The 10,025-nt window shown below is 79.7% G+C and carries 9 protein-coding genes and 1 pseudogene; 3 read left to right on the top strand and 7 right to left on the bottom strand.

The window, feature by feature from the left end:
- The 5 genes from AC5FZL_RS12565 to AC5FZL_RS12545 form a co-directional block, all read right to left on the bottom strand.
- Window positions 1-1,425: sacsin N-terminal ATP-binding-like domain-containing protein (locus tag AC5FZL_RS12565; RefSeq protein ID WP_493619104.1), on the bottom strand; the 1,425-nt coding region annotated here is incomplete at its 3' end.
- A gap of 59 nt (window positions 1,426-1,484) precedes the next feature.
- Window positions 1,485-2,264, bottom strand: a complete 780-nt coding sequence (locus AC5FZL_RS12560) for a DUF3027 domain-containing protein (RefSeq protein WP_493619102.1) — start codon at window positions 2,262-2,264, stop codon at window positions 1,485-1,487.
- Window positions 2,265-2,271: 7 nt separating this feature from the next.
- Complete coding sequence (locus AC5FZL_RS12555) at window positions 2,272-2,655, bottom strand: cold-shock protein (protein WP_493619100.1); 384 nt, start codon at window positions 2,653-2,655, stop codon at window positions 2,272-2,274.
- 98 nt (window positions 2,656-2,753) lie between these two features.
- Window positions 2,754-3,428 (bottom strand): HAD family hydrolase, encoded by a 675-nt coding sequence (locus AC5FZL_RS12550; RefSeq protein WP_493619098.1) that lies wholly within the window; start codon window positions 3,426-3,428, stop codon window positions 2,754-2,756.
- Window positions 3,425-4,309: an LLM class flavin-dependent oxidoreductase gene (locus AC5FZL_RS12545; RefSeq protein WP_493619096.1), complete on the bottom strand. Its 885-nt coding sequence runs from the start codon at window positions 4,307-4,309 to the stop codon at window positions 3,425-3,427. The genes AC5FZL_RS12550 and AC5FZL_RS12545 overlap by 4 nt, the downstream gene beginning before the upstream one ends.
- Window positions 4,310-4,349: 40 nt before the next feature.
- Between AC5FZL_RS12545 and nagA the strand changes: the two genes are divergently transcribed.
- Complete coding sequence (nagA, locus tag AC5FZL_RS12540; protein WP_493619094.1) at window positions 4,350-5,492, top strand: N-acetylglucosamine-6-phosphate deacetylase; 1,143 nt, start codon at window positions 4,350-4,352, stop codon at window positions 5,490-5,492.
- Between the two features lie 14 nt (window positions 5,493-5,506).
- Here the strand turns inward: nagA and AC5FZL_RS12535 are convergent, their stop codons facing one another.
- Window positions 5,507-6,238, bottom strand: a complete 732-nt coding sequence (locus tag AC5FZL_RS12535; RefSeq protein ID WP_493619092.1) for a glucosamine-6-phosphate deaminase — start codon at window positions 6,236-6,238, stop codon at window positions 5,507-5,509.
- Window positions 6,229-7,170: an ROK family protein gene (locus AC5FZL_RS12530; protein ID WP_493619090.1), complete on the bottom strand. Its 942-nt coding sequence runs from the start codon at window positions 7,168-7,170 to the stop codon at window positions 6,229-6,231. The genes AC5FZL_RS12535 and AC5FZL_RS12530 overlap by 10 nt, the downstream gene beginning before the upstream one ends.
- A gap of 54 nt (window positions 7,171-7,224) precedes the next feature.
- Between AC5FZL_RS12530 and AC5FZL_RS12525 the strand changes: the two genes are divergently transcribed.
- Together AC5FZL_RS12525 and AC5FZL_RS12520 are read left to right on the top strand one after the other, a co-directional pair.
- On the top strand, window positions 7,225-8,715 hold the full coding sequence (locus AC5FZL_RS12525; protein ID WP_493619088.1) for a beta-N-acetylhexosaminidase: 1,491 nt from the start codon (window positions 7,225-7,227) through the stop codon (window positions 8,713-8,715).
- A 24-nt stretch (window positions 8,716-8,739) separates the two neighbouring features.
- Window positions 8,740-10,025, top strand: a pseudogene (locus tag AC5FZL_RS12520) (DNA-binding protein); the annotation flags it as partial.

Below are 10,025 nucleotides of genomic sequence, written 5' to 3'. Positions count from 1 at the left end.
CCACGCCGCGGCATCGGCCGTGGGCGGCAGGGCGTCGACGACGTCGGCCAGGGCCAGGCGCCGCACGCCGAGGCCCCGCAGCGCGGCGCGCGAGCGCGCCGGCGCGGCGACCAGCCCGGCGAGCAGGGGGGCGAGGGCGGCCAGCGCGACCGGGTCGTCGGCGAGCGCGCCCTCCAGGACCACGGCGTCGCGGGGGCGCAGCGGGGCGCCCTCCTCGACGGAGAGCAGCACCGGGGCGCCGGGGAGGAGGGCGAGCACCCGCTCGCGCAGGGCGGCGTCCAGCGCCCCCGCGGCGAGGCCGACCGGCACCAGGGGCAGCACGTCGGCCCGCGCGGCGGCGCGCTCGACGAGCAGGTCGACGAAGGCCGCGGCCGCGCCGTCGAGGACGGCGTCGGTGGCCGGCCCCGGCGCCACCGACCGGCGCGAGGCCTCCAGCGGCAGGCTCGCCACGAGCAGCGCCGGCCACGGCAGCGGCTCGTCGGTGGGCGTGGGCGCGTGGACGACCGGAGCGGCAGCGCCGGAGCCGCCGTCGCGGGGCAGCGCCCAGGCCGCGGACCAGCCGGTGGCCGCGAGGCGCTGGCGCTCCTCGGTGGGCCGCCCCGCGAGGTCGACGGCGGTGAAGCGGCCGGTGCGCCGCACCACGTGCCAGCGCTCCTCGACGCCGGCCACGCGGCGCGGGGCGCGGCCGGGGACCTCGACGACCACCTCGGCCAGCGCGGGCAGCGCGAGCAGCAGCGCGTCGTCCACCGCGGCGAGCTGGGCCTCGACCGCCGCCACCGCGGCGGCGTCGCGCAGCGGCAGGACGACGGCGGTGTCCCAGCCGTCCGGCACCCCGCCGCCCGCGGCGGCGGGCCCCTCCAGGGCCCAGGGCAGGCGCAGCACCGGCACGTGCCCGGCCCGGGCGGCCACCTCCGCGGCGATCGCGGCCGGGGCCCGCTCCCCCACCAGGGCCGCCGTGCGCTCGCGGGAGAAGGCGACGCCGGTGCCGTCGGCGCGCAGCACGCGCGGGGCGTCGGTGACCGCCAGGACGGCGGCGAACCCGACGCCGAACCGCCCGGCGGCGCCGGCGTCCTCGCGCTTGGCCGAGGCCCGCAGCGAGGCGAGCGCCCGCACGCCCGCGGCGTCCAGCGGTGCCCCCGTGTTGGCGGCGAGGAGCACCGCGCCGCCGGTGCCCGCGGGGTCGCCGGTGGCAGCTGGGCCGTCGGTGCCGGTCAGCCGCAGGAGGAGCCGGCCCGGCACCCCGGCGCGGGCCGCGGCGTCCGCCGCGTTCTGGGCCAGCTCGACCACGACCCGGTCGCGGTAGCCGCCCAGCGCGAGGTCCTCCTCGGCGTTGGCGTCCTCGCGGAACCGGTCGGGGCTGGCCGACCAGGCCGCGAGGACCGCCTCGCGCAGCGCCTCGGTCCCGAACGCGTCCGGCGCGGTCATGGGACCGCGCCACTCGGCAGGTGGCGGGATCCCATGATCACGAGGGGTGGCGGGGCGGGTCAGTCGGTGAGGGAGACCGGCTCGTAGCCGGTCTCGTCGAGCACCGGCACCGAGACCGGCTCGGGCTCGACCACGACGTCGGTCTCGCTGTGGGCGCCGCAGCCGTGGTCGCGGCTGACCACGCGGCCGTCGTCGGGCGACCAGTCGTTGGCGCACACGCCGAAGACCTGGCGCAGGCTGCCGGCCAGCGGCAGGAAGAACCCGCACGTCGTGCACGGGGCCGCCGCGGCGCGCGCGCTCTCGGCGTTCGGCCCCGACTCGCCCTCGTACCAGCGGGTGGCGGCTTCCGAGCGGCCCAGGGCGGAGAGCACCCGCGGCCGGCCGAGGCCGAGCTCCCAGATCGCCACGGCGTCGACGTCGTCGTCGCCGGTCGCCTGGTAGCCGGGCTCGAGGCGGTCGTCCTCGGCGATCCGGGGCAGGACGTCGGTCGGGCCGACGTCCCCGGGGCGCAGGCGCTCGCTCCAGGGCAGCCACGCCGGGGCGAGCACGGCGTCGGCGTCGGGCAGCAGCGCGGCCTCGGAGACCGTGACGACCTTGGCGCGCGGCGCGCGGGCGACCACGACCGACCACACCCACCCGCGGTAGCCGGGGTCGGTGCAGGCGAAGCGGTGCGTGACCACGCGGTCGCCGTCGGCGCGGGCGCCGAGGTGCTCGCCGACCGCCCCGGGGCCGGAGGCGCCGTCGGCGCGCGCCGCCTCGACGGCGGCCTCGCGGGCCAGCTCGACGGCGGCCGCGGCGGCGGCGTCCAGCGCGGGGCGGCGGGTGCGGGCAGGGGGCACGGGGGCCTCAGCCCTCCAGGTCGTCGGCGACCTTGCGGAGCACCGCCGCGACCTTGGCCGTGCCGGCCTTCTCGGGGTAGCGGCCGCGGCGCAGCTGCGCGGACAGGCCCTCGAGCACCTTGATGAGGTCCTCGACGATGCCGACCATGTCCTCGGCGGGCTTGCGCTGGGCGGCGACCACGGAGTGGCCCGCGTCGATCACGCGCACCGACAGCGCCTGCTTGCCCTTGCGGCCGTCCGCGACGCCGAACTCGAGCTTGGCGCCCGGCCGGACGGTCTCGGTGCCGGCGGGCAGCGCGGAGGCGTGCAGGAACACCTCCTCGCCGTCGTCGGTGGCGAGGAAGCCGAAGCCGCGCTCGGCGTCGAACCACTTGACCTTGCCAGTGGGCACGGTGGGGACCTCAGGACTCTCGTGTCGCAGCGTCGGGGCGGCCACCTGGGATTCGGCAGACCGCACCCCCAGGGTATCGGCCCCGGCGGGCTGGGTGGTCAACGCCGCGGGGGCGGCGCGGCCGCCCGCAGCCGCCGCACGTGGCCCTCCAGCCAGGCCCCGAAGCCGGTGAGGTCGGGCAGCACCGCCGTGGCCCCCGCCGCGCGCAGCTCCACCTCCCCGATCGGCCCGGTGAGCACCGAGAGGCCCTCCACCCCCGCGGTGAGGGCGGCGACGACGTCACCGGGGTGGTCACCGACGTAGGCGGTGGCGCCGAGCTCGACGAGCACCGCCCCCTTGGCCTCCGCGAACCGCCCGCCCACCGCGACGTCGACGGACGCCGCCAGGCCCGCCTCGGCCAGCACGAGCTCCAGCGGCCCCTGCTTCTTGGCGCTGACCACCAGCGCTCGCCCGCCGGCCGCCCGGACGGCGTCCAGCGCGGCCAGCGCTCCGGACAGCGGCGGCACGCCGGGGGCGTCCGGGGCGTCGTGCCGGGCGCGGTAGTCGGCGGCGACGGCCGCGCGCAGCGCCTCGTCGGCGCCGGGGGCCAGGTCCTCCAGGGCCACCTCCAGCGGGACGCCGATCGTGCGCCACACCGCCGCGGGGGTGGTGGTGATGCCGTGGGCGGCCAGCGCCGCGGTCAGGCAGGTGCCGATCCGGACGCTGGAGTCGACCAGCGTCATGTCGAGGTCGAAGCCGACGACGGGCGCGGCGGCGCCCTCCAGCGCGCTCACGCGGCCCTCAGCTCGCCCAGGCGCGCCGCGACCCGCTCGAGCACGTCCTCGCTGCCGGCGTAGACGCCCTCAGCGCGCGGCCAGTGCGTCACCACCTCGGTGAAGCCCAGGTCGCGGGCGCGGCCCACGGCGTCGGCGAACCGCTCCACCGAGCTCATCGCGTACCCGCCCTCCTCGCCGCGGTCGACGTTGAGGTACCGCTCCACGCCGGCCGGGTCGCGCCCGGCGGCGGCGAGGACGTCGTCCAGCCGCGCCGACAGGTCGGCCACCCCCTGCCACCAGGCGCCGTCGTCGACGCCGGAGGGGCCGGTGGTCGCCCAGCCCTGCCCGAACGCGGCGACCAGGCGCATCGAGCGCGGGCCGTTGGCGGCGACGACGAACGGGGGCCGCGGGCGCTGCACCGGGCCCGGGACCATCCGGGCCTGCACGGCCGAGTACCACTGGCCGCTCCAGGTGGTGAGCGGCTGCGTCAGCAGGGCGTCGAGCAGCTCGACGAACTCGGCGAAGCGGTCCACCCGCTCCCGCGCGGACAGCTCGGGACCGCCGAGCACCGCGGCGTCGAAGCCCGCCCCGCCGGCGCCCAGGCCGAGGGTGAGCCGGCCCTCGCTGACGTCGTCCAGCCCGGCGGCGTCCTTGGCGAAGGGCACCGGGTGGCGGAAGTTCGGCGAGGCGACCCAGGTGCCCAGCCGGATCCGGGAGGTCACCGTGGCGGCCGCGACCAGGGTGGGCACCGTCGCGCCCCACGGCTCGTCGGCGAGGGAGCGCCACGCGAGGTGGTCGTAGGTCCAGGCGGAGTCGAAGCCGAGCGCCTCCGCGCGGCGCCAGCGCTCCGCGTCCTCGCGCCAGCGCAGCTGGGGCAGCAGGGTGATCCCGATCCGCATCCACCGGACGCTAGTGCGTCGCCGGCGGCAGGATGGCGGGGTGAGGACCACGCTGCTGGCGGACGCCCGCAGGATCGACGTCGACGGCGTCGTCGAGGGCTGGGTCCTGCTCTCCGGCGACACCGTCGCCGCCACCGGCACCGGGCGGCCCCCCGCGGCCGACGAGGTCGTCGACGTGGCGGGGCGCTGGCTGGCGCCGGGCTTCCTCGACCTGCACGTCCACGGCGGCGGCGGCTCCGCGGTCGACGACGGGCCGGCGAGCGCCGCCGCGGCGCTCGCCGCGCACCGCGCGCACGGCACGACCCGCTCGCTGGTCAGCCTCGTCTCCGCCCCGCTGGAGGTGCTCGAGGAGCGCCTGGCCACCGTCGCCGACCTCGCCCGCACGGACCCCTGCGTGCTCGGCGCGCACCTGGAGGGCCCGTTCCTCGCGCCCGCGCGGCGCGGCGCCCACGCCGCGGGGGCGCTGCGCGAGCCCACCGCCGACGCCGTCCGGCGCCTGCTGGAGGCCTCCGGCGGCGCCCTGCGCCAGCTCACCCTCGCCCCGGAGCTGCCGGGAGCGCTCGCCGCGGTGGAGGTGCTCGTCGAGGCCGGGGTGACCGTCGCGGTGGGGCACACCACCACCGACCTGGCGGGCGCCCGCCGGGCCTTCGACGCCGGGGCCCGCCTGCTCACCCACGCCTTCAACGCCATGCCCGGCATCCACCACCGCGCCCCGGGGCCGGTCGTCGCCGCGCTCGCGGACGAGCGCGTCGTGCTCGAGGTCGTCCTCGACGGCCACCACGTCCACCCGGCCGTCGCGTCCCTGCTCTTCGCGGCGGCTCCGGGCCGGGTCGCGCTGGTCACCGACGCCATGGCGGCGGCCGGAGCCGGCGACGGGCGGTACCGGCTCGGGGACCTGGACGTCCGCGTGAGCGGCGGGCTGGCGCTGGTGGAGGGGACGTCGACGATCGCGGGGTCCACGCTCACCCTGGACGCCGCCCTGCGGGCCGCGGTCACCGACGTCGGGCTCGACCCGGTCGCCGCCGTCACCGCGCTCACCGCCACCCCGGCCCGCGCCCTGGGCCTGGGCGCCCGCCACGGCCGCCTCGCGCCGGGCTTCGCCGCCGACGCCGTGGTGCTCGGCGACGACTGGTCCGTCCAGGCGGTGTGGGCCGACGGCCGGCCCGTGCTCCCCGCCCGCTGAGCGCCGCCGGGCCGTCAGCCCCGCAGCCCCGCAGCCGCCTCCTCGTCGGCGAGCACGACCGCCCGCGGGTGCCGCTGCAGCACCGAGGCCGGGCACGCGGTGGTCACCGGCCCCTCGACAGCCGCCGCCAGGGCCTCCGCCTTGGAGCTCCCCTGGACGACGAGCAGCAGCTCGCGGGCCTCGAGGATGGTCCCCAGCCCCTGCGTGAGGCAGTGCGTCGGCACCTGCGACGGCGCGTCGAAGAACCGCGCGTTGTCGGCCCGGGTGCGCGGCGCCAGGGCCGTGACCCGGGTGCGCGAGGCGAAGGACGACCCCGGCTCGTTGGCCGCCAGGTGCCCGTTGGTGCCGATCCCCAGCACCTGGAGGTCGACGCCACCGGCGGCGGCGATGGCCCGCTCGTACTCCTGGGCGGCCGCCGCGAGGTCCTCGGCCCGGCCGTCCGGCACGCGCACGCGCCGGGGGTCGAGCCCCAGCGGGCCCACGACCTGGCGCTCGACCACCCGGGCGTAGCTCTGCGGGTGGTCGGCCGGGAGGCCGACGTACTCGTCCAGGGCGAAGCCCCGTGCCCGGGAGAGGTCGAGCTCGCCCGCCGCGACCCGCCGCGCCAGCTCGGCGTAGAGCAGGGTCGGCGACGAGCCGGTGGCCAGCCCGAGCACCGCGTGCGGCCTCCGCTCCACCACCGCGGCGACCCGGTCGGCCGCGACGCGCGCCACCGCCTCCGGCGACTCCAGGACGATCACCTCCACGCCGGCCCCCGCTCCCGCACCGCCAGCGCCGCCCCGACCGGCGCGACGGGCACGCCGGGGGGCACGAGCCGGAGCCGGTCGGGGATCGCGAGGCCGCGCAGGAACGGCGACCCGGCGGCCGCGGCGTCCAGCTGCTGCGCGACCGCGGCCAGCAGCGGCGCACCGACCGCCGCGACGCCGCCACCGAGCACGACGTGCTCGACGCCGCAGGTCAGCACCAGCACCCGGACGGCGGCCGCCACGGCGCCCGCGAAGGCGTCGCGCACGCGGACCGCCTCGGGGTCGCCGTCCGCCGCGGCCGCGAACAGCTCCGCCGGCGCCGGCCGCCCGGTGCGGCTCGGCCACGCGGCGTCGAGGGCCGCCCCGGAGGCGTACAGCTCCAGGCAGCCCCGCTGCCCGCACGGGCAGAGCGGCCCGTCGGGGACGAGCGGCAGGTGGCCGACCTCCCCGGCCCCGCCCCGGTGACCGCGCCGCAGCGCCCCGTCGAGGACGAGGCCCGCGGCGACGCCGGTGCCGAGGGAGAGCAGCGCCAGGTCGCCGCGCACCCCCAGCAGGTGCGCCGCGCCCACCGCCGCGGCGTCCAGGTCGTTCTCCACGCCGACCGGGACGCCGAGCCGCGCCGCGAGCACCGCCCCCAGCGGGACGCCGCCCGGCAGGTCGAGGTTCACGGCGTGGGAGACCTCCCCGGTCCCCGGGTCGACCAGGCCCGGCACCCCGGCGCCCACGCCGCCGAGGTCGCCGAGCGCCAGGCCCGCGGCCGCGCACAGGGCCTCCACCACCTCGGCCGCCGAGGCCACGACGCCCTCGGGGCCCCGGCGGGTCGGCCGGCGCAGGTCGGCGCGCACGCCCGCGCCGCCGTCCAGGAGCACGCCCGCCACCTTGGTGCCGCCGATGTCGAGACCCACGGACCACGCGCCGCCCCCCGCCACCACGCCGGGAAGCAGACCACCTCTCCCCCCGAGCGGCAAGGCCCTACGGTCGGGCCCGTGGACGAGGCCCCCGTCATCCCCGTGGTCCCCGCACCGGTGCGCGCGAGGGGCTCCGGCGGAGCGCCGTTCGACCTCCGCGCGGGGACCCGCGTGGTGGCGCAGGGGCCCGGCGCCGCTGCGGCGGCCGCCCGCGTGGCCGACGTCCTCGGCCGCGTCGTCGGCGTCCCGGTGCCCGTGGTGGCGCAGGGCGAGGACGCCGGCGGGCGGGGCGCCGTCGTCCTGCGGCTGACCGACGACCGCTCCGAGGTCGGGCTGGCGCCCGAGGTGGACGACGCCCGCTCCCGCGAGGCGCACCGGCTCGAGGTCACCGGCGAGCGCGTCACCATCACGGCGCTGGACGTGCCGGGGCTGCTGCACGGCGCCGCGACGCTGGAGCAGGCGTGCCGCGGCGACCTCACCGTGCCCGCCCTCACCGCGGTCGACGTCCCGCGCTTCGCCTGGCGCGGCCTGAGCCTCGACGTCGCGCGGCACTTCTTCGCCGTCGACGTCGTGGAGGCCGTCCTCGACGTCATGGCCGGGCTCAAGCTCAACGTGCTCCACCTCCACCTCACCGACGACCAGGGGTGGCGCCTGGAGGTGCCCTCGCGCCCGCAGCTGACCGCCCTGGCGAGCGGCAGCGCCGTGGGCGGCGACCCCGGCGGGCACTACACCGCCGCGCAGTACGAGCACCTCCTCGCGCTGGCCGCCGCCCGGTGCATCACGGTCGTGCCGGAGGTCGACCTGCCCGGCCACGTCGGCGCCGCCCAGCACGCGTGCCCGGAGCTGAACCCCTCCGGGCTCCCCGAGCCGATCTCCACCAGCACCGAGGTGGGGGTCAGCCGCCTGCACGATGACCTCCCGGCCACGGCGGCGTTCCTGCGCGACGTGCTCGGCGACGTGGCGCGGATGACGCCGGGGCCCTGGGTGCACATCGGCGGTGACGAGGCCCTCGCCGTCGAGCCCGGCGAGTACGCGCGCCTGGTCACCGCGGCCTCGGACGTCGTGCGCGCCGCCGGGCGGACCGTCGTCGGCTGGCAGGAGATCGCCCGCGCCCCGCTGGCGCCGGGCACCGTCGTGCAGTTCTGGGACGAGCGGGAGGGGGCCGAGGAGGTGGCCGCGGCGGTCGCCGCCGGCGCCCGGGTGCTCCTCTCCCCGGCCACGAGGACGTACCTCGACATGAAGTACGACGAGCGCACGGCCCTCGGGCAGGACTGGGCGGGGCACGTGGAGCTGCGCGACGCCTACGACTGGGAGCCGCTCGAGGCCCTGCCCGGCGTGCCCGCCGGGAGCGTCGCCGGCGTCGAGGCCGCGCTGTGGACCGAGACGATCCGCACCGCGGACGACCTCTTCGTCATGCTGCTGCCGCGGCTGGCGGCCGTCGCGGAGGTCGCCTGGTCGGCGCCGGAGCGCCGGGGCTGGGACGGCTTCGCCGACCGCGTGCGCGCGCTCGCGCCGCGGTGGGAGCGGGCCGGGCTCGCCTGGTACCGCTCGCCGCAGGTCCGGTGGTGAGCGCGGGCGCGTACCGTGGAGCGGATGCCCGCCCGCCCCCCTGCCCCGCGCAGCCTCGCCGACGACCTGCGCGGTCGCGACGACGAGGTCCTGTCCGCGCTGCTGCGGGCCCGCCCGGACCTGGCCAGCCCGGTGCCGTCGGACACCTCCTCCCTCGCCGTGCGGGCCAGCACCCGGATCAGCGTGCAGCGCGCCCTCGACCGCCTGGACACCCCGACCCTGCAGGTGCTCGAGGCGCTGGTCGCCCTGCCCGAGCCGGTGCCGGTGGCCGACCTGGCGCGCGCGGTCGCCGCTCCGCAGACCGCCGTGCGCCGCCTGCTCGAGCAGGTGCGCACCGCCGCGCTCGTCTGGGGCCCCGAGCGCGCCCTGCACCCGGTGCGCGCGGTCGCCGACGTGCTCGGGCCCTCGCCGGCCGGCCTCGGCCCGTGGCTGCGCGACGCCCTCGGGACGCGCTCGCCGGCGCGGGTGGCGGCGCTGGTGGACGACCTCGGCCTGGAGGCCAGCGGCGACCCGGTGCGCGACCTCGACGCCGTCGCTGCGCACCTGGGCGACCCCGAGCACCTCGCCGGGCTGCTCGCGGACGCCCCCGCCCCGGCGCGCGAGCTGCTGGACCGCCTCACCTGGGGCCCGCCGGTCGGCGCCGTCGAGCACGCCGAGCGGGCGGTGCGGGCCGCGCAGGCCGCCACGCCGCTGGAGTGGCTCCTGGCGCGCGGGCTGCTCGCCCCGGCCGGGCCCGGCCACGTGGTGCTGCCGCGCGAGGTCGCCGTCGCGCTCCGCGGCGGCCGGGTGCTCACCGGTCTGGACCTCGAGCCGCCACCGGTGGCCACCCTCGCCCGCCGCGCCGACCTCGTGGACGGCGCCGCGGCCGGCCAGGCGGCGGAGGCGGTGCGCCTCGTCGAGGAGCTGCTGGAGGGCTGGAGCGCCGCCGCGCCGCCCGTGCTGCGCGCCGGCGGGCTGGGCGTGCGGGAGCTGAAGCGGGTCGCCGACCGCCTCGAGGTGGACGCCGAGCACGCCGCCTTCCTCGTCGAGCTCGTGCGCCTGGCCGGGCTGGCCGCCGACGACGGCGAGGCCGACCCGGCGTGGGCGCCGACCCCCGCCTACGACGAGTGGCGCGCGCAGGACACCGCCGAGCGCTGGGTGCTCCTGGCGACCTGCTGGCTGCGCTCGTCCCGGGTGCCGGGCCTCGTCGGGGAGAAGGACGCCCGCGGGGTCGCGCGGGCCGCGCTCGCCGACGACCTCGACCGCACCGCAGCCCCGCTGCTGCGCCGGGCGGTCCTCGCCGAGCTGGCCGAGGTGCCTCCGGGCCAGGC

This window comes from Quadrisphaera sp. DVD1 (genome assembly GCF_058932755.1).
This window is presented reverse-complemented; position numbering and strand designations above follow the sequence as displayed.

Excerpts from the sequence above, each read along its gene's own strand:
- AC5FZL_RS12545 (WP_493619096.1), bottom strand. The coding sequence starts at position 4,309 with ATGCGGATCGGGATCACCCTGCTGCCCCAGCTGCGCTGGCGCGAGGAC.